This window comes from Streptomyces sp. Act143, from assembly GCF_003143935.1.
Taxonomy (GTDB): Bacteria; Actinomycetota; Actinomycetes; order Streptomycetales; family Streptomycetaceae; genus Streptomyces.
Genome location: NZ_QFRX01000001.1, coordinates 8,269,942 through 8,286,962, shown reverse-complemented (window position 1 = coordinate 8,286,962; position 17,021 = coordinate 8,269,942). Strand labels below are relative to the sequence as shown.

General features: G+C 70.4%; 17 protein-coding genes. 8 read left to right on the top strand and 9 right to left on the bottom strand.

The features are described 5' to 3' along the window. Positions 1-331: 331 nt before the first annotated feature. Entirely contained in the window at positions 332-973 is a 642-nt protein-coding gene (locus tag DI272_RS37885) for a DNA-3-methyladenine glycosylase (protein WP_109499699.1), read from the bottom strand. A 167-nt stretch (positions 974-1,140) separates the two neighbouring features. On the opposite strand from DI272_RS37885, the gene DI272_RS37880 reads away from it, so the two are divergent. The 3 genes from DI272_RS37880 (at position 1,141) to DI272_RS37870 (ending at position 3,171) form a co-directional block, all read left to right on the top strand. Continuing rightward, positions 1,141-1,923: a sporulation protein gene (locus tag DI272_RS37880; protein WP_109499698.1), complete on the top strand. Its 783-nt coding sequence runs from the start codon at positions 1,141-1,143 to the stop codon at positions 1,921-1,923. A 44-nt stretch (positions 1,924-1,967) separates the two neighbouring features. Continuing rightward, positions 1,968-2,507 (top strand): YbhB/YbcL family Raf kinase inhibitor-like protein, encoded by a 540-nt coding sequence (locus DI272_RS37875; RefSeq protein WP_109499697.1) that lies wholly within the window; start codon positions 1,968-1,970, stop codon positions 2,505-2,507. A 157-nt stretch (positions 2,508-2,664) separates the two neighbouring features. Beyond that, complete coding sequence (locus DI272_RS37870) at positions 2,665-3,171, top strand: HNH endonuclease (RefSeq protein WP_109499696.1); 507 nt, start codon at positions 2,665-2,667, stop codon at positions 3,169-3,171. A 72-nt stretch (positions 3,172-3,243) separates the two neighbouring features. Here the strand turns inward: DI272_RS37870 and DI272_RS37865 are convergent, their stop codons facing one another. The 3 genes from DI272_RS37865 to DI272_RS37855 all read right to left on the bottom strand — a co-directional run bounded on the left by DI272_RS37865 (position 3,244) and on the right by DI272_RS37855 (position 5,606). Beyond that, complete coding sequence (locus DI272_RS37865) at positions 3,244-4,194, bottom strand: SPFH domain-containing protein (RefSeq protein ID WP_109499695.1); 951 nt, start codon at positions 4,192-4,194, stop codon at positions 3,244-3,246. Between the two features lie 132 nt (positions 4,195-4,326). Continuing rightward, entirely contained in the window at positions 4,327-4,758 is a 432-nt protein-coding gene (locus DI272_RS37860; protein WP_109499694.1) for an NfeD family protein, read from the bottom strand. Positions 4,759-4,808: 50 nt separating this feature from the next. Continuing rightward, the gene (locus DI272_RS37855) at positions 4,809-5,606 is read right to left on the bottom strand and encodes an ABC transporter ATP-binding protein (protein WP_109499693.1); all 798 of its coding nucleotides are present in this window, start codon (positions 5,604-5,606) and stop codon (positions 4,809-4,811) included. Positions 5,607-5,745: 139 nt separating this feature from the next. Here DI272_RS37855 and DI272_RS37850 point away from each other — a divergent pair, with 139 nt between their 5' ends. Continuing rightward, complete coding sequence (locus DI272_RS37850) at positions 5,746-6,534, top strand: hypothetical protein (protein ID WP_109499692.1); 789 nt, start codon at positions 5,746-5,748, stop codon at positions 6,532-6,534. A gap of 181 nt (positions 6,535-6,715) precedes the next feature. Here DI272_RS37850 and DI272_RS37845 read toward each other — a convergent pair whose 3' ends face one another. The 4 genes from DI272_RS37845 to DI272_RS37830 all read right to left on the bottom strand — a co-directional run bounded on the left by DI272_RS37845 (position 6,716) and on the right by DI272_RS37830 (position 9,363). Then, positions 6,716-6,955, bottom strand: coding sequence for a chaplin family protein (locus DI272_RS37845; RefSeq protein WP_109499691.1), 240 nt, complete (start codon positions 6,953-6,955; stop codon positions 6,716-6,718). Between the two features lie 187 nt (positions 6,956-7,142). Continuing rightward, positions 7,143-7,385: a chaplin ChpE gene (gene chpE, locus DI272_RS37840; RefSeq protein ID WP_109499690.1), complete on the bottom strand. Its 243-nt coding sequence runs from the start codon at positions 7,383-7,385 to the stop codon at positions 7,143-7,145. A gap of 165 nt (positions 7,386-7,550) precedes the next feature. Beyond that, entirely contained in the window at positions 7,551-8,192 is a 642-nt protein-coding gene (locus DI272_RS37835; protein ID WP_109499689.1) for a response regulator transcription factor, read from the bottom strand. Beyond that, positions 8,185-9,363: a GAF domain-containing sensor histidine kinase gene (locus DI272_RS37830; RefSeq protein WP_109499688.1), complete on the bottom strand. Its 1,179-nt coding sequence runs from the start codon at positions 9,361-9,363 to the stop codon at positions 8,185-8,187. Before DI272_RS37830 ends, DI272_RS37835 begins: the two co-directional genes overlap by 8 nt. Before the next feature lie 202 nt (positions 9,364-9,565). On the opposite strand from DI272_RS37830, the gene DI272_RS37825 reads away from it, so the two are divergent. The 3 genes from DI272_RS37825 (at position 9,566) to DI272_RS37815 (ending at position 12,380) form a co-directional block, all read left to right on the top strand. Then, a complete protein-coding gene (locus DI272_RS37825) occupies positions 9,566-10,264 on the top strand; it encodes an SDR family oxidoreductase (RefSeq protein ID WP_109501251.1) in 699 nt (232 codons plus the stop codon). Further along, the gene (locus DI272_RS37820; RefSeq protein WP_109499687.1) at positions 10,261-11,358 is read left to right on the top strand and encodes an S-adenosylmethionine:tRNA ribosyltransferase-isomerase; all 1,098 of its coding nucleotides are present in this window, start codon (positions 10,261-10,263) and stop codon (positions 11,356-11,358) included. Before DI272_RS37825 ends, DI272_RS37820 begins: the two co-directional genes overlap by 4 nt. Positions 11,359-11,639: 281 nt before the next feature. Continuing rightward, positions 11,640-12,380, top strand: coding sequence for a transglycosylase SLT domain-containing protein (locus tag DI272_RS37815; RefSeq protein ID WP_109499686.1), 741 nt, complete (start codon positions 11,640-11,642; stop codon positions 12,378-12,380). An 84-nt stretch (positions 12,381-12,464) separates the two neighbouring features. Here DI272_RS37815 and DI272_RS37810 read toward each other — a convergent pair whose 3' ends face one another. Then, positions 12,465-14,990 (bottom strand): FHA domain-containing protein, encoded by a 2,526-nt coding sequence (locus DI272_RS37810; RefSeq protein ID WP_109499685.1) that lies wholly within the window; start codon positions 14,988-14,990, stop codon positions 12,465-12,467. A gap of 237 nt (positions 14,991-15,227) precedes the next feature. Between DI272_RS37810 and DI272_RS37805 the strand changes: the two genes are divergently transcribed. After that, positions 15,228-17,021 (top strand): streptophobe family protein (locus DI272_RS37805; protein WP_258314792.1); only part of this gene is annotated, 1,794 nt, incomplete at its 3' end.

Sequence of the window (17,021 nt, the reverse complement as noted above, 5' to 3'; positions counted from 1 at the left end):
AGAGACTCTCTCAGGCTTTCCTCCGGGCTTTTCCCTTCGGTCTTGCGTTTCCGACTCTATCAGATCCTTTCAGCGTCCGATTCCCTGTCGGCGGGATTTGCCAAAGGCTTCTGGCTTTCGCCTGTCGGCCTTTCGACATTCACTACGTTAGCCCATCCCCTCGCTAACTCATAATCGAGTTCCGAGAGTTCGAATTCGAGCATGCGGACACGTCGAATTGACCCTCGCTGGGAGGATGTCGTAGGTAGTGGTTTGGCCGCTTCCGGCTGCAGGCGATCGCCGTACCCGGTTCAAGCGGCTCGGGCTACATTACGCACCTCGCAAGGGCGCGTCAACTTGAGCGACGCCTCGGGGTATGGGCCCGATAAGGGCTCACCGTGGGGTCGTTGGCGATCCAGAAGCGCCAGGGATGGACGCCCCCGTCGCCGGAGACGCCGGTGCGCGGACCGTTGCGTACCTGGTCGGAGGGGACCTGGGTGCCGGTCAGGACCCTCAGCGGGGTGTCGACGGAGGTGCACGCGTCCGTGCCGTCGAGGGAGCGGTCCACGCCCAGGGCGGTAGCCAGGCGCGCAGGCCCTTTGGCCAGTTCCTTGTCATTTCGGGCCGAGAGTCGACGTTTACGCGCGAGCTTGGCGCCTTCGATCACCTCGCCGGCGCGGAGCAGGACGGCGCTCGCCCGGCCGTCGGGGCCGCACACCAGGTTCATGCAGAACCACATGCCGTAGGTGAAGTAGACGTACACGTGACCGGGGGGACCGAACATCACGCCGTTGCGGGCCGTGCGGCCGCGATAGGCGTGGGAGCCGGGGTCGTTCTGGCCGTCGTACGCCTCTACCTCTGTGAGGCGGAGAGCGATCGGACCGTCCGGGGTCGTGCGTACGAGGATGCGGCCGAGGAGGTCGGGGGCGACCTCCAGTACGGGGCGGTCGAAGAACTCGCGTGGAAGGGGCGTACGGTCGGGGGTCGCGATCATGCCGTCCGAGGGTAGTGCAGACGGGTGGCTGCGCCGGGGTGGTCAGGGGGCGTTCGCCTTGCAAGGGTGAGGGCGCGGAACCGGCCACGGTCGGATCGCGTTTGTAGGGATCAAGGATTCACGCGCGCGTGGCACGCGCGCGAAGCAGGACGACGTAAGGGAGAGTCATGGCGTTCAAGAAGCTGCTCGCGAGCCTGGGTGCCGGCGGGGCTTCGGTCGAGACGGTGCTGACCGAGGTCAACGTCGTGCCGGGCGGTGTCGTCCAGGGTGAGGTGCGGATCCAGGGCGGGTCCGTCAACCAGGAGATCGAGGGGCTGTCGGTCGGGCTCCAGGCCAAGGTCGAGGTCGAGAGCGGCGACGAGGAGTACAAGCAGAACATCGAGTTCACCAAGGTGCAGCTCGGCGGCGCCTTCGAGCTCCAGGCCGGGGCCGTGCACGCGGTGCCGTTCGGTCTTGAGATCCCGTGGGAGACGCCGATCACGATGATCGACGGTCAGGCCCTGCGGGGGATGAACATCGGTGTGACGACCGAGCTGGCGATCGCGCGCGCCGTGGACTCCGGTGACCTGGATGCGATCAACGTGCACCCGCTGCCGGCGCAGAAGGCGATCCTGGACGCCTTCATCCAGCTGGGCTTCCGCTTCAAGAGCGCGGACATGGAGCGCGGTCACATCCGTGGTACGCGGCAGAAGCTGCCGTTCTACCAGGAGATCGAGTTCTTCCCGCCGCAGCAGTACCGCGGTCTGAACCAGGTCGAGCTGAGCTTCGTGGCCGATCAGAACGCCATGGACGTCGTCCTGGAGATGGACAAGAAGCCGGGGCTGTTCAGCGAGGGCAGTGACACCTTCCGTTCGTTCCAGGTGGGGCTCAACGACTACCAGGGCACCGACTGGGCGGCTTACCTCAACCAATGGCTGTCCGAGGTCGGCAGCAAGCGCAACTGGTTCTAGGCTCGGGACTGCTGATTTCCGGCAATCGATCAGGAGGTACCGAGGTGACCGAGCTCAAGCGGCGGCCTCTCCCCCACGACTTCCACCCGCCCGTCCCGTCGTTCACGGTGACGAGTGAGGACATCGAGGAAGGGGCGACGCTCAAGGACGCTCAGGTCTACGCGGCCGGCAACACCTCGCCGCAGCTGCGGTGGGAGGGCTTCCCGCCCGAGACCAAGAGCTTCGCCGTGACCTGCTACGACCCTGACGCCCCTACGGGCAGTGGGTTCTGGCACTGGGTCGTGTTCGACATCCCCGCCTCGGTGACCGAGCTGCCGGTGGGTGCGGGCAGCGGCAAGTTCGAGGGGCTGCCGGAGGGCGCCGTACACGCGCGCAACGACTACGGCAGCAGGGACTTCGGTGGCGCCGCGCCGCCGCCCGGGGACGGGCCGCACCGGTACGTCTTCACGGTGTACGCCGTCGATCAGGAGAAGCTCGGTCCGGATGCGGACACCTCTCCTGCCGCCGTGGGCTTCAATCTGCGGTTCCACACGCTCGCGCGTGCCCAGCTGATCGGTGAGTACGAGAACCCCGAACAGAGCTGAACGAACCGAGCGTTCATGGAACGTTTGCCCGCCCCTGGTCTTGGAAGTGATCAGGGGCGGGCACTTTTTATTTCGTTGTCCATCTCGGCGTGCCCGGCCAGAGTTGATCCCAGCCCGCCATGGAGGTGGGCGGGTGAGCGCAGGAGGTGGGCTGGTCATGCGGGACACGCTGGTACTGAACGCGAGCTTCGAGCCGCTGTCGACGGTGACGTTGAACCGCGCCGTCGTTCTGGTGCTTCAGGACAAGGCCGTCGTCGAGCAGTCCCACCCCCAACTGCGCATGCGCGGAGCCGCGGTCGACATACCGGCGCCCCGGGTGATCCGGCTGTGCCGGTACGTGCGAGTGCCGTTCCGAAGACAAGCTCCGTGGTCGAGGCGGGGTGTGCTGGTCAGGGACCGGCACCGGTGCGCGTACTGCGGGCGCCGGGCGACGACGGTGGACCACGTGGTGCCGCGGGCGCAGGGTGGTCAGGACTCCTGGCTGAACACGGTGGCCTCGTGCGCGGAGGACAACCACCGTAAGGCGGACCGGACTCCGGAGCAGGCGGGGATGCCGCTGCTCAGGCAGCCGTTCGAGCCGACGCCGGCCGATGCGATGCTGCTGTCGCTGGGGACCGATGACTTCCAGGCGCTGCCGGACTGGTTGGCCGTGGACGCCGCGTAACGCCGTTGCTCACAAAGGCTTTGGGGCTCACCTTCCTGAGGAAGGCGAGCCCCGTCGTCGTTTATGTCGGCCTCAGTCGATCGGGGGCTTCTCCCTGCGTTCCGTACCGCCGTTGCCCGTTGCGCCGCCGCCTGCCGAACCGCCGCCCAGGGGGCCGAAGTTGCCCATGGCGCCGGACAGACCCTTGAGGGCGTCGCCGATCTCGCTGGGGACGATCCAGAGCTTGTTGGCGTCGCCTTCGGCGATCTTGGGGAGCATCTGGAGGTACTGGTAGCTCAGCAGCTTCTGGTCGGGGTCGCCCGCGTGGATGGCCTCGAAGACCGTACGGACCGCCTGGGCCTCACCCTCGGCGCGCAGGGCCGCGGCCTTGGCCTCACCCTCGGCGCGCAGGATCTGGGACTGCTTCTCACCTTCGGCGGTGAGGATGGCCGCCTGACGCGTACCTTCCGCGGTGAGGATCGCGGCGCGCTTGTCACGGTCGGCGCGCATCTGCTTCTCCATCGAGTCCTGGATGGAGGTCGGGGGCTCGATCGCCTTCAGCTCCACGCGGTTGACGCGGATGCCCCACTTGCCGGTGGCCTCGTCGAGGACCCCGCGCAGGGCCGCGTTGATCTCCTCGCGGGAGGTCAGGGTCCGTTCCAGGTCCATGCCACCGATGATGTTGCGGAGGGTGGTGACCGTGAGCTGCTCGATTGCCTGGATGTAGCTGGCGACTTCGTAGGTGGCGGCTCGCGCGTCCGTCACCTGGTAGTAGATGACGGTGTCGATGTTCACGACCAGGTTGTCCTGGGTGATCACCGGCTGCGGCGGGAACGGGACGACCTGTTCACGCAGGTCGATGCGGTTGCGGATGGTGTCGATGAACGGGACGACGATGTTGAGGCCCGCGTTCAGCGTCCGCGTGTAGCGGCCGAAGCGCTCGACGATGGCGGCGCTGGCCTGTGGGATGACTTGGATGGTCTTGATCAGGGCGATGAAGACCAACACCACCAGGATGATCAAGACGATGATGACCGGTTCCATCGTCGCTTCCCCGTACCCTTCTCCGCCTCGGCGCTTTCGGAAGATCTTATGGTTGTTGAAGATCTTGCTGGTCGAGTCTGACAGACCGTCGAGCAACTCGGGGGCTGTTCGGTTCAGTTGAGTCGTACGAGGTCAGATGACGATCGCGGTCGCTCCCTCGATCTCCACGACGTCCACTTCTTGTCCTACTTCGTAGGCGCGGTCGACGTCGAGGGCGCGGGCCGACCAGACCTCTCCGCCGAGCTTGATCCGGCCGCCGGAACCGTCGACCCGTTCCAGTACGACCGCCTGTTTGCCCTTCAACGCCTCCACGCCGGTGGCGAGTTGGGGGCGTTGTGCGCTGTGCCGGGCGGCGATGGGCCGTACGACGCCGATGAGGGCGACCGAGACGACGACGAAAGCGAGCACCTGTACCACGACGCCGAAGCCCAGGCCCGCGAGGATCGCGCCGGCGACGGCGCCCACCGCGAGCATGCCCAACTCCGGCATCGCCGTCACCACGAGGGGGATTCCGAGCGCGGCCGCGCCGATGAGCCACCACACCCATGCGTCGATGTCGTTCACATGGTCATGGTAGGACCGCGGGTCGTGCCGCCGACAGGGCGCAAGGGGGGTCAGGACATCGGAAGGCCCTGCGCGGTCCAGCGCTCGCCGACCTGCTCGACGACGAGGGGCAGGCCGAAGCACAAGGAGAGGTTGCGGGAGGTGAGTTCGAGCTCCAGGGGGCCTGCGGCGAGGACCTTGCCCTGACGGATCATCAGGACGTGGGTGAAGCCGGGGGCGATCTCCTCGACGTGGTGGGTGACCATCAGCATCGAGGGGGCGATCGGGTCGCGGGCGAGGCGGCCGAGTCGGCGTACGAGGTCCTCGCGGCCGCCGAGGTCGAGGCCGGCGGCGGGCTCGTCGAGGAGGAGCAGCTCGGGGTCGGTCATCAGGGCGCGGGCGATGAGGGTGCGCTTGCGCTCGCCCTCGGAGAGGGTGCCGAACTTCCGGTCCAGGTAGTCGCTCATGCCGAGGCGGTCGAGGAAGGCGCGGGCGCGCTGCTCGTCGATGTCGTCGTACTCCTCCTGCCAGCCGGCCGTCATGCCGTACGCGGCGGTGAGCACGGTCTGCAGGACGGTCTGGCGCTTGGGGAGCTTGTCGGCCATGGCGATGCCGGCCACGCCGATGCGGGGGCGCAGTTCGAAGACGTCGGTGCCGGGCTTGCCGAGGGTCTCGCCGAGGATGGTGGCGGTGCCCTTGCTGGGGTAGAGGTAGCTGGACGCGACGTTCAGGAGGGTGGTCTTGCCGGCGCCGTTGGGGCCGAGGATGACCCAGCGCTCGCCCTCCTTGACCGACCAGGAGACCTGGTCCACCAGAGCCCGGCCCTCACGGACCACGGATACGTCCTGAAGCTCCAGAACATCGCTCATGAGCGCGTTGTCTCCCCTTGCAGTGTGACCGGTCTCGGCGTCTCGGCTGTCGCGTGCGCGTTGTGGGCGCAGTCCTCAAGGAAATCTACGCCACCGGTCGGGCCGTCCATTCCATCGGTCCGGTCCTTAGGGTGGGGGCATGCTCTCGGAATCTCGCTCTGGACGCCTTGCCGCTTGGGGAAATGCCCTTTTGGCCGGACTTGTCTCACCTGACGATGCTGTGCTCGCCGCTGTCGGCGACGACGCGGTCCATCGGGTGGAGGGACTGCCCGGTGAGTCGGGCCCGGTCGGGTTGACGCTCGCGCTGGGGCGGTTGCGGGCGCTCGGGGTGACCGGGCTGCGGGTGGCGTTGCCGGCGCCGGGGCATCCGCTGGGGCTGAGCGGGCCGCCGGAGTTCAACGCGCGGGCGCTGGAGGCCGAGGAGGCCGTGATCTGTCACGGAGCCGCGTTGGGGCTGGTGCCGGAGGTGTACGAGGCCGGGCCCGAGGGTGATGTGCATGTCGAGGTCGTGTGGCATGCGCTGCCCGTGCGGGAGGCGCCGCCGGCCGATGTGCCGTCGCTGGGTGAGGCCGAGCGGGAGCTGGCGGAGGCGCTGCGGGAGGCGACCGAGGTGTTGACGCGGCTGGACGTGGCCGGGTCGGGGCCGGTGGCGGAGGCGGCGATCGACGCGTACCGGGCCCGGGCCGAGCGGGGGCGGGAGGTGCTGGCGCCGGGGTATCCGCCGCGGGCGGTGCGGGTGCTGGAGCTGGCGCAGCGGGTGGGGCTGTTGATCTCCGTGGCGTACGAGAACGGGCACGGGGGTGCGGTGACGGCGGGCGAGATGGCGTCGCGGGCGGAGGCGCTGCGGCCGGTGGAGCGGACCGCGCGGCGGGCGCAGGTGGCCGCGTACAACGCGTATGTGGAGGAGCGGGAGCGGGGGGTGAGCTGAGTCCAGGGTTTCACTCGCCCGCGTCGGCGGGGTGCCGCTGCGCCCGCCCGTGCCGCCCAAGCGGCACGACTGCCCGCGGCTCCGGCGACGGACAAGCGACAGCGACAGCGACAGCGACAGCATGCCAAGGGCCCCTCAAGTCGCCCTTGACTTGAGGGGCCCTTGGGGCTCGGACCCGACGTCAGTCGTTCGCGCCGGAGTTGCCGAAGGCGGGGTTCAGGCCGGCGATGCCGTTGACCGTGTTGCCGACGACGTTGACGGGGACGTGGACGGGGACCTGGACCAGGTTGCCCGAGCCGACGCCCGGCGACTTCACGGCCGCGCCCTCGGCACCCGCGTCGGCGACGGCGGCACCGGCAGCGGCACCCGTGGCGATACCGGCAACGGTGAGGGCCACGGCGGCCTTCTTGGCGATGTTCATGAGAAGCGTTCCTCCTGCGTTTGCGTGTCCGACCCGGCCGCGGGTCGTGCCTCATCAACGCGGGGATGCGCGGAAACGGTGCGGGAATCCGGCAGCAACTGCCCGTTCGGATCATTGCCACGACAAACTGACCGGCCTCCCGGGAGCGCCCGGGAGGCCGGAGGTCACTGCCGCTCCTGGGCGGAGGTCAGTGGTTGACGCCCAGGTTGCCGAAGGCGGGGTTCAGGATGCCCACGACGTTCACGCTGTTGCCGACCGCGTTGACCGGGATGTGGACCGGGGCCTGGACGAGGTTGCCCGAGGCGACGCCGGGCGAGCCCACGGCGTTGCCGTCGGCGTGCGCGTCGGTGGCGGAGGCCATACCGGCACCGGCGGCGATCAGCCCGCCGGCCACCATCGTCACGGCCGCTGCCTTCTTCAGGTTCTTCACTTCTGAGCCCTCCTAGCGATTGCCGCGGCAGTCGCCGCAGCACGCACTGAAGAACGCCGGAGATCCACGGAGGATGCGCCGTCCGGGTGACATTCCCACGACGGTATGAATCTCAGCCCGGAGCGGAACCTTCCGTATTGCCGTGCGCGTCGCGACGCGCCCACATCAACCGGTCACGCCGTGACGAACCGCCCACAGGGCGGCCTGGGTGCGGTCCGCCAGGTCGAGTTTCATCAGGATGTTCGAGACATGGGTCTTGACCGTCTTCTCGGAGAGGACCAGGGCGCGGGCGATCTCCCGGTTGGACCGGCCGTCGGCGATGAGCCCCAGCACCTCGCGCTCCCGCTCGGTCAGCGAACCCGCCCTTCCCTGTCCCGAGCCGGCCTCCTCCTGGGAGAGCAGGGCGCCGGCCACCTCGGGCTGGAGCAGGATGTGACCGGCGTGGACGGAACGGATGGCGCCCGCGAGGGCGTCGGGGTCGACGTCCTTGTAGACGTATCCGGCGGCTCCCGCGCGCAGGGCCGGGATCACCGTGCGCTGTTCGGTGAAGCTGGTGACGATGAGCACGCGCGCGGGGTTGTCCAGTTCGCGGAGTCTGCGCAGCGCCTCGACGCCGTCCATGCCGGGCATCTTGACGTCCATGAGGACGACGTCGGGCTTCAGCTCCTCGGCGCGGGCGACGCCCTCGGCACCGTCGGAGGCCTCGCCGACGACCTCTATGTCGTCCTGCACTTCGAGGAAGGTGCGCAGGCCCCGGCGGACCACCTGGTGGTCGTCGACGAGCAGCACCTTGATTGCGTCAGCCACCAGGGACCTCCATCTCGATCGTGGTGCCCTTGCCGGGCGCCGATTCCACGGTCAGTGCGCCGCCTACCCCGCTCGCCCGGTCCCGCATGGAGACCAGACCGAGGTGGCGTCCCGCGCGGCGGGTCTGCTTCGGGTCGAAGCCGCCGCCGTCGTCGCTGACGCTCAGGACGGCCCCGCTGCCGCGGCGGGCCAGCGTCACGTCGACGTGGTCGGCCCCGGAGTGCCGCAGGGCGTTGTGCAGGGCCTCCTGGGCGACGCGCAGAAGGGCCTCCTCCTGGGCTGCGGGCAGGGCGCGCACCCCGCAGCTGTCGAAGGTCACGCGCGCGGTGTGGGCGCGGTCGAGGACCTGGATCTGGGTGCGGAGGGTGGCCACGAGGCCGTCCTCGTCGAGGGCGGCGGGGCGCAGTTCGACCACGGCCGCGCGCAGTTCGTCGGCGGCCTCGGCAGCGAGCGCCGCGACCTGTTGCAGCTCGCCCTTGGCGCGCGAGGGGTCGCGGTCGACCAGGGCGGCGGCGGCCTGGGCGGTCAGCCGCAGGGAGAACAGCTTCTGGGCGACCGCGTCGTGCAGTTCGTGGGCCAGGCGGGAGCGTTCCTCGGCGATCGTCAGTTCGCGGCTGCGCTCGTACAGGCGGGCGTTGGTGAGGGCGATGGCGGCGTGCTGGGCAAGGATGGAGAGGAGTTCCTCGTCCTCGGCGGTGAAGCCGCAGGTGCCGTCCGGCTTGGGGCACGGGGGGTGTAGGGGGTCTCCCCCCACAGGGCGCAGCTTGTTGGCGAGGAACAGGGCGCCGATGACGTCGTCGCCGTCCCTGATCGGCAGGCCCAGGAAGTCGGACATGTCGGGGTGGGCCGAGGGCCAGCCCTCGAAGCGGGGGTCCTTGCGCACGTCGGCGAGGCGCTCGACCTTGGCTTCCTGGAGCATCGCGGCGAGGATGCCGTGCTGCCTGGGGAGCGGGCCGATGGCCTTCCACTGCTGGTCGCTGACGCCGTCGACGACGAACTGGGCGAAGCCGCCGTGGTCGTCGGGGACGCCGAGGGCGGCGTACTGCGCGTCGAGCAGTTCGCGGGCCGATGCGACGATCGTCTTGAGGACGTCGCGCACCTCGAGATGCCTGCTCATGGCCAGCAACGCGGAGCTCACCGCGGCGAGGCCGGACCTGGGGCCTTGACTCATGTCCTCACGGTACCGGCGGGGTGTGACAGTCCGTATCCGACCTGTGGCGGCGGCCGCCTAGGGCGGTGGACCTAGGGCGATGGGCCCGGACCGTGGGCTTAGGGCGAAGGGCCCCGCCGGTTCGCGACCCGGGTCCGACGCGGGCGAGGGCGGCCGGTTCCTACGTTGAGGGCACATGGACGTGACGACGAGGGGACAGGCCATGCCGGTAGCGATCATCACGGGGGCCTCCAGGGGGCTGGGGCGCGCGCTCGCCGAGGCGCTGGCCACGCGCGGCTGGGATCTGGTGCTCGACGCCAGGAACGCCGAGGTCCTCCGCAAGACGGCGGCGGGGGTGGCGGCGTACGGCACGCGCGTGACGGCGCTGCCCGGGGATGTCACGGCTGCCGGGCACCGGGCCGGGCTGGTGGCGGCGGCGCGGGAGCTCGGGGGGCTCGATCTGCTGGTGAACAACGCCGGGGTGCTGGGCGCCGAGCCCCTGGTGCCGCTGGGCGAGCAGGCGCTGGACGGCTTCCGTGCGGCCCTGGAGGTGAACGTGGTGGCGCCGCTTGGGCTGCTCCAGGAGGCGCTGCCCCTGCTGCGGGCGGCGCCCTCGGGTGCGGTGGTGAATGTGAGCTCGGACGCGGGCGCGGAGGCGTACCGGACCTGGGGAGCGTACGGAGCGACGAAGGCGGCACTGGACCAGCTGTCGGCGGTGCTGGCGCTGGAGGAGCCGGAGCTGCGGGTCTGGTGGGTGGACCCGGGTGGCATGCGCACCGACATGCTGGCCGCCGCCGAGCCCGCCGAGGACCTGTCGGGAGCGCCGACGCCGGCGGACATCGCGCCGGCCTTCCTGCGGCTGCTCGACCGGCGCCCGGCGAGCGGTCGGTACACGGCCGCCGCGCTGCTGGAGGCGCGGTGACCCTGGCGCTGCGGGTCCCGGAGGAGCTGTCGGCCCGTGTCCCCGCCGAGCAGCGTGGCCCGGGCCTCGACCGGGACGCCGTACGGCTGCTGGTCTCGCGCGGTACGGAGGTGTCGCATCGCGCGTTCGCCGAGCTGCCGTGTCTGCTGCGGGCCGGGGATCTGCTGGTCGTGAACACGTCGCCGACGCTGGCGGCGGCCGTGGACGGGCGGATCGGGGACGCGCGCGTGGTGGTGCACTTCTCCACGCGCGGGGACGACGGACGCTGGGCGGTCGAGCTGCGGGAGCCGGACGGGCGGGGCACCACGCGCGCGCGTGCGGGAGGGCCGGCGGGTACGGAGGTGCGGTTGCCCGGGGGTGTGCGGCTGACGTTGGAGGAGCCGTTGAGCGCGCGGAGCGGGCGGCTGTGGTGGGCGCGGGCGGCCGGGGCGCCGGTCACCGGGCTGCTGCGGGAGCACGGCCGGCCGATCCGTTACTCCTATACGGAGCGGGACCAGCCGCTGTCCGCGTACCAGACGGTGTTCGCGCTGCCGCAGCCCGGCGGGGTCGGCAGCGCGGAGATGCCGAGCGCGGCGCGACCGTTCACCGCGCGGCTGGTGGCGGAGCTGGTGAGCCGTGGTGTGCAGTTCGCGCCGATCACGCTGCACACGGGTGTGGCGTCGGTGGAGGCGCACGAGCCGCCGTATCCGGAGCGGTTCGCGGTGCCAAAGGCCTCGGCACGGCTGATCAACGCGGTGAAGGCGGGGGGCGGCCGGGTCGTCGCCGTGGGGACGACCGCCGTGCGGGCCGTGGAGTCGGCGGCCGGTGCCGACGGGGCCGTACGCGCGCGTGCGGGGTGGACGGACCTGGTCGTGACCCCGGAGCGCGGGGTGCGGGTCGTGGACGGGCTGCTGACCGGGCTGCACGAGCCGGAGGCCTCGCATCTGCTGATGCTCCGGGCGGTGGCGGGGCGGGCCGCGGTGGACCGCAGTTACGAGGAGGCGCTGCGAGGGCTCTATCTGTGGCACGAGTTCGGGGACGCGCATCTCATCCTCCCGGCGGAGGGCCGGCGGCCAGCCCCTCACGCAGAGCATTGCTTCAGCAACTGCCGGTGAGACTGTTACGCGCCCGATGTGAGCCCGCGCATAGGGCGCACATCACGTACGAAGGTCAATAGGAGATAAACAGGTCCCTCATGAGCGGGGCAGACGTTCCCGTCTGTCCCGTTTTGCCGTCCCCTGATCCACTATCCAGGATAGTACGTCACACCTTTGCCACACATTTTTGCGGCCGCTAAGAATGGCTGCCGTCGCTCAGCGCCGCGGGTTCCGCCCGCGGCGTTTGTGCCGCAAGGACGCAGAGCGACCTCCGCGCTATTCGAAGAGGTCCCATCCGCATGTCGCAGAACTCCACCCGTGGTCATAGTCGGGCGCTGACCAAGCGCCACAAGGTCGCGCTCGCCGGTGTCGCCACGCTCGGCGCCGCCGCCCTCGCGTTCTCCGCGGTGCCCAGCAACGCGGACACGACCACGAGCGAGGCCGTCTCCTCGGCGAAGGTGGCCTACAGCTCCGAGCAGCTGAAGGACCTCCAGTCCGGCGTCAGCGAGCAGCTCGCCGACACGAGCCTTCAGGCGCAGGCCGCCGAGGCCGCCGCCGCGAAGAAGGCCGCCGTCGAGGCCGCCGCGAAGAAGAAGGCGGCCGCCGAGGCCGCGGCCAAGAAGAAGGCCGCGCAGAAGGCCGCCCAGGAGCGCAAGGCGAAGGAGGCCGCGAGCCGGTCCGCCCAGCGCGCCGCGGTCAAGGCCGCCCCGAAGTCCTACGCGAACAACCTCGACGGCTGGATCAAGCACGCCCTCGACATCATGGACGCCAAGGGCATTCCGGGTACGTACAACGGTCTGTACCGCAACATCATCCGGGAGTCCTCGGGCAACCCGAGCGCGATCAACAACTGGGACGTCAACGCGATCAACGGCACCCCGTCGATCGGTCTGCTGCAGATCATCAAGCCGACCTTCGACGCCTACCACGTCGCGGGCACGTCCTGGAGCCAGTACGACCCGGTCGCCAACATCGTCGCCTCCGCGAACTACGCGGCCGACAAGTACGGCTCGATCGACAACGTGAACAGCGCGTACTGAGGCCGCGCGGACCTCAGCTCGCGTACGCCGAAGGGCGGCACCCAACTGACGGGGTGCCGCCCTTCGGCGTCGTACGGGGACCGGTTACTTGCGCATGACCTCGGGCTCGTGGCGGCGCAGGAAGCGGGCCACGAGGAAGCCGCAGATCACACCGAGGACGATCAGGGCGACCATGTCCATGCCCCAGGCGCCGACGGAGTGCGCCCACAGCGGGTCGTCGCTGTCGCCCTTGGCGGGCGGGCTGATCTTGTTGAAGTCGAGCGTGGCGCCCGCGGCGGCGACCGCCCAGCGCGACGGCATCAGGTAGGACAGCTGGTTGACGCCGACGGAGTTGGCGAGCGGGAACAGGCAGCCGGTGAAGACGACCTGGACGATCGCGAACATCACCAGCAGCGGCATGGTCTTCTCGGCGGTCTTCACCAGGGCCGAGATGATCAGGCCGAACATCATCGCCGTGAAGCCGAGCGCCATGATCGGGATGCACAGTTCCAGCAGGATCTGGCTGCCGAAGATCAGGCCCTCGTCCGGGATGGTGCGGCTGGAGAAGCCGATGATGCCCACCATCAGGCCCTGGAGCATGGTGATGAGGCCGAGCACGAAGACCTTGGACATCAGGTACGCCGAGCGGGACAGGCCGGTGGCGCGCTCGCGCTCGTAGATGACCCGTTCCTTGATCAGCTCACGGACGGAGTTCGCGGCGCCGGCGAAGCAGGCGCCCACCGCGAGGATCAGCAGCACGGTGAGGGCCGTGCCGTTGGCCACCGGCTTCCCGGTGGTCGGGTTGATCTCCGTGTTGACCAGCAGGTCCTTGCCGGAGTCGATGAGCAGGCTCACCGAGCCGAGGACGAGCGGCAGGATGATCGACAGGGCCAGGAAGCCCTTGTCGGAGCCGATGACCGAGACGTAGCGGCGCACCAGCGTGCCGAACTGCGACATCCAGCCCTGGGGCTTCGGCGGCTTCATCGCCTGCATCGGCGGCATCTGTACGGACTGCGGCGCGATCGCGTCGATGTCCGCGGCGTACATCTGGTAGTGCTGGGAGCCCTTCCAGCGTCCCGCCCAGTCGTAGTCGCGGTAGTTCTCGAAGGCGGAGAAGACGTCGGCCCAGGTGTCGTAGCCGAAGAAGTTCAGCGCCTCCTCGGGCGGGCCGAAGTAGGCGACCGAACCGCCCGGGGCCATGACGAGGAGCTTGTCGCAGATCGCCAGCTCGGCCACCGAGTGGGTGACGACCAAGACCGTGCGGCCGTCGTCGGCGAGGCCGCGCAGCAGCTGCATGACGTCGCGGTCCATGCCCGGGTCGAGGCCCGAGGTGGGCTCGTCCAGGAAGATCAGCGACGGCTTGGTCAGGAGCTCCAGGGCCACCGAGACACGCTTGCGCTGGCCGCCGGAGAGGGAGGTGACCTTCTTCTCCTTGTGGATGTCCAGCTTCAGCTCGCGCAGCACCTCATCGATCCGGGCCTCGCGCTCGGCGCCGGTGGTGTCGGCGGGGAAGCGGAGCTTGGCCGCGTACTTGAGGGCCTTCTTGACGGTCAGCTCCTTGTGCAGGATGTCGTCCTGCGGGACCAGACCGATGCGCTGGCGCAGCTCGGCGAACTGCTTGTACAGGTTCCGGTTGTCGTAGAGGACGTCGCCTTGGTTGGCGGGCCGGTAGCCCGTCAGCGCCTTGAGCAGCGTCGACTTGCCGGAACCGGACGGTCCGATGACCGCGATCAGCGACTTCTCCGGGACGCCGAAGGAGACGTCCTTGAGGATCTGCTTGCCGCCGTCGACCGTGACCGTCAGGTGGCGGGCCGAGAAGGAGACCTCACCGGTGTCGACGAACTCCTCGAGCCGGTCGCCCACGATCCGGAACGTCGAGTGACCGACACCGACGATGTCGGCGGGGCCCAGCAGCTGCGAGCCGCCCTTGGCGATCGGCTGACCGTTGACGTACGTGCCGTTGTGCGAGCCGAGGTCGCGGATCTCCATGCGGCCGTCGGGCGTCGAGCGGAACTCGGCGTGGTGACGGGAGACCTGGAGGTCGGAGACGACCAGCTCGTTCTCCAGGGCACGACCGATCCGCATCACGCGGCCGATCGAGAACTGGTGGAACGTGGTGGGGCTGCGGTCGCCGTACACCGGCGGCGCCCCCGCGCCGACGCCGGTCCCCCCCTGCTGCGACGGGATGCCCGCGGGCGGCTGCTGCCAGCCGCCCTGCGGAGCCTGCTGCGCCGGGGCCTGCTGCGGCGGCGCCTGCTGGGCCCAGCCGGGATTGGCGGCGGGAGCGGCCTGCGCGGCGTACGGCTGCTGCTGCGGCTGTGGCTGCGCGGCGGGAGCCGCGGCGCCGGAGACGCTCACGCGCGGCCCGTCGGTCGCGTTGCCGAGATGCACCGCCGTGCCGGCGCCGATCTCCAGCTGGTGGATCCGCTGACCCTGCACGAAGGTGCCGTTGGTCGAGCCGTGGTCCTCGACGACCCAACTGCGGCCGTTCCAGCTGATCGTGGCGTGACGCCAGGACACCCTGGCGTCGTCCAGCACGATGTCACCCTGCGGATCGCGTCCGAGGGTGTAGGGCCTGGACGGGTCGAGCGTCCAGGTACGTCCATTCAATTCCAGTACGAGTTCCGGCACTCCATGCCCCATGAGTAGTCCCCCGAGTTACCCCCAACACAGGGAGTCTAGGGATGTCGAACATCGTCGGGAACTATTTCAGGCTCGGCCCCCTGACCGAAAGTCGGGCCTTGTGAAGACCGCGCACCTACGCATCGACCGGTCCCGTTGACGGGGTTGAAACCGACCCGGAGAGTGGTAATCCACGCGAGGGGGACATGCGCGGCGATCGCCGCGCCGCGGATCGGGGGGTCTGCCATGAGTGTGTCCACGAACGTCGAGACCACGAAGTACGGCGCGAAGCTGCCGTGGGGAGACATCCTGCTGACCGCGATCGTCGCCGTGAGCTGGGCGTTGATCGGCATGGCCGGCGTCGCGGCGCTCGGGCTGCACCTGCTGGGAGCGGACGCGACGGCCTCGCTGGGCCCGATGACCGCGGCGGTGGTGGCCCTTGGGGCGGGTGGTTCGGTGACACCGTCCGGAGACGTGTCCGCGTTCGGGCTGACGGGCGCGGAGGCGGCGACCGCCATCGAGATCACGCCACTGGGAGTGAGCCTGGTCGGTGCGCTCCTTTTGTCATGGTTCTTCCTACGGTCCCTGCGGGCGGCGGGCGTTGTGATCGCACCGGCCGAACTCCTCGCGCGCGCGGGCACGGTGATCGCCCTCTTCGTGGCGACCCTGGGCGGGCTGGCCTGGGCGGGTCACGACGTCATCACGATCGACGGCGGCGCCCTGGGCCTCGACAAGCTGCCCGGCGGCGGGGGCGGCGGCGGCCTGGACATCCCGGGGCTCGGTGACATCGGGGACATCGGCGGGCTGCTCCCGGACAAGATCGGCAACCTGATCGACGCGAAGGCGGCGGTCGGGTTCACGGTGGACACGATGCCGACGCTGCTGGGCGGCCTCGGCTGGTCGGCGGGCGTCCTGCTGATCGCCCTGCTCGCCTCGCGCCGGACCCCGTTGCCGCGCGGCCTGGAGGCCGTGCACCGGGTGGTCCGCCCGGCGGTGTCGGCGGTCGTCACCGTGCTGCTGGTCACGGTCGCGGCGGGGCTCGCCGCGGCGGCGTACGCGGCGATCGGCGACGACCACCCGAAGCGGATCGCGGGCGCGGCGCTCCTCGGCGCCCCCAACGGCACGTGGCTCGGCATCCCGATCGGCCTCTTCGTCCCCTGGGACGGCCGGGCGACGGGCCCCCTCGCCGCCTTCCTCCCCGCCCCCCTGGACGACCTGCTGAGCTCCCAGCGCGACGAGTCCGTCTCCCTCTCCCGCCTCGCCGAACTCGACGGCCGGGTCTGGCTGCTGGCCGTCGCCGCGGCCGTGATGATGCTGCTGGCGGGGGTGCTGGCGGCGGTACGGACGCCGGTGGGAGTGGTGGGGGCGGCGCCGAGTGCCGGGGCGAGGTCAAGTGCGGGTGCGGGTGCGCGGCCGGGTGCGGGGGCGGGTGCGCGGCCGGGTGCGGGGGCGGATGTCGCGGAGGCCTCGGCGTGGTCGGGCGGCGGCAGTGTCGTACGGGGTTCAGGGCCCGGGGCCGTGGGGGGTGCGAGTGGCTCGTACGCCTTGCACGCCTCGTACGTACGGGATCCGGGCGCCCTCGGTTTTGCCGGGCTCTGTGCGCTGCGGCTGGGGGTGGCGACGGCGTTGGCACTGCCCCTGCTCGCGTGGCTGACGGAGGTGTCCGTGGACGCCTCGCTGTCGGTGCTGGGCGTCGACGCGTTCGGCGCCGGCATCGAACTCCACGGCCACCTCGGCATGGCCCTGCTGCTCGGTGCCCTGTGGGGCGGGGGCGCGGGCGCGGCCGGGGCCCTGCTGGCACGGGCCACGGGAGCGGCGGGGCAGCGGGCGGCGCCGTTGGCACTGGGGGGCCTGGCGGGGGCCGCGGAAGGTTCGCCGGGGGCGGCGGAGAGCCCGGGAGACGGTCCGGGGCAGCATGCGGGGTGGTCTGGGGGTACGCCTCATGCGGGTGGGGGTGCGTGGGGGGCGCCGTATGGGGGTGCGGGTTCGGGGGGCAGCGGGACTGGGGCTTCGGGTCGGGGCGCCGGGACTGGAGCGGGA